The organism is Cryobacterium sp. M23 (genome assembly GCF_002929655.1).
GTDB lineage: Bacteria > Actinomycetota > Actinomycetes > Actinomycetales > Microbacteriaceae > Cryobacterium > Cryobacterium sandaracinum.
In genome coordinates, this window is record NZ_PJJV01000013.1 from 1 (window position 1) to 1,803 (window position 1,803).

The 1,803-nt window shown below is 60.7% G+C and carries 2 protein-coding genes; both read left to right on the forward strand.

What is annotated here, in order from left to right; genetic code table 11:
• The first annotated feature begins 89 nt into the window (after positions 1 to 89).
• Positions 90 to 587, forward strand: a complete 498-nt coding sequence (locus tag CXY82_RS00100) for an MFS transporter (protein WP_255408550.1) — start codon at positions 90 to 92, stop codon at positions 585 to 587.
• Between the two features lie 385 nt (positions 588 to 972).
• The gene (locus tag CXY82_RS00105; RefSeq protein WP_158252092.1) at positions 973 to 1,521 is read left to right on the forward strand and encodes a suppressor of fused domain protein; all 549 of its coding nucleotides are present in this window, start codon (positions 973 to 975) and stop codon (positions 1,519 to 1,521) included.
• Positions 1,522 to 1,803 lie beyond the last annotated feature (282 nt).

Here is a 1,803-nt window from a genome sequence, read left to right on the forward strand (position 1 = left end):
TCGGACTTCCTGGTTCTCGCCCTACGTCAAACGGCGGACTTGCTCTGAGCTACTGGCCTCAACTCACCCTGACACGTAGGGCACCCGCAATCGCCGACAGACAGGGATCGGTCGGCGTGGCCGGCATCCTTCTCGCCTCTTTCGCCGCCGGAAGCGCAGTCGGAGGCCTGCTCTACGGCCAGCGAATCTGGAGGAGCTCGCTCGTAAAACGACTACTCATCTCGGTCACAGTCATGACCGCGCGGTGCGCACTCCTCACGGCAATTGAGTTTGTCGCGGCCCTCGGCTTCGGACTCGCTGCGGTGGGCTTCTTCCTGGCCCCGTCGCTCGTGACCGGCTACTTACTCGCGGACGACCTCACCGCTGCAGAGGTGCGCACCGAGGCATCTAGCTGGATCAACACGGCAGTCAACGCTGGTGCCGCCGTTGCCGCCGTCATGGTGGGGTTAGCCATGGACGCCGTAGAGCCCCGTCTTGGATTCATCATCGGCGGCGGAATGGCCCTCATCCTCGTGATGGCCGCCTCCGTGCCGCTGCTCAGAAACTCCAAAGCCGCGGCCGTCGCGGATCAATTGCAATCGGCGTAGATGAAACGAGAACCCCAGCACCGCGATGGCGAGTGCCCGTAGGACGTTCCCTTAGATCCTCGCTGAGCATCCGGTCTCACACACCGTTTGCTCGAACTCCGAGTGGTCTCGTCGATGCGAAATTCTGTTCGGCGTGAGCCAACTGGCTCGAAGTGGTCACAGACGGTGACGCCAATTGAGGATATGGTACAACCACGTTTGGCCGCAGCCGGTCGAGGTGCCTAAGTGGGCTCCGTCCGGGAATCTTCTTGGACCACAACCGCACGGTGTTGCGGCGGACACCAAAGAAGACGAACCGCGCCTCGCCTCGCCTCGCCGCGCCGCGCACGAACCTAGCGGAATTCTGAGAGCCATGTTCACAGCCAGACAAATCACGCGTCACACCATGACCGCTTTCGGCGTTGCGCCTTCTGTCGAGCCCAAGATCCTGCTCTCTCCGGGAGGGGAGGAAGGCCTGCCGTCGCTCAACCTGATCGAATGCGATAACATCCCCCAGTCCGGCGTGACCTCCTACGCCACTATCGGAATGAGTCAGTACACGAACCTCTCAACCGGTGGCGGGAAAAACCTCGGGGTAGAACTCCTGGCTGCGGCTGGAAGCAATTGGAAAGTGATCCAAAGCGGTTTGATCGGAAGCGCACTCAATATCGCCTCCGGCAAGCATTCAATTTGGCCAGACACGATCTTCCCTGACGTGATGTCGGGATTTGATCAAGCCGTTTCAGTGCCACACGCACTGTTTGTATCGCCTTTTCTCTGGAACGACATTGAGGACCTGGAGTCGGACGACCTGGTCATCACGTGGCTCATGATGGTCCCCGTTTCCGATCAAGAATTTCTGTTTGCCGAGCTGAATGGGGTCCAGGCCTTGAACGCCCGGCTCCTCGAGGCCCAGCCAGATGTCTTTAACCTGATGCGACCCTCGGTGATCTGAGTCCAGAGGCCAGTGCTGCGCTTGCACAGCACGATTTGCCGAAGGTTCATCAAGGTGGCGGCGGCCCGTGCCAGGCGCTGCGTCTGACAGCTTCTAGGAGGTTCCGTCGGTGGCATCGTAGAAGCGACCTCACCGGCGTTCCGGTAGAGGGTTCGACGACAGGGCCTACGAGCTGCACCAGCTCCGCACCGAAGTCGCCACCCCCCTACGTGTCAGGGTGAGTTGAGGCCAGTAGCTCAGAGCAAGTCCGCCGTTTGACGTAGGGCGAGAACCAGGAAGTCC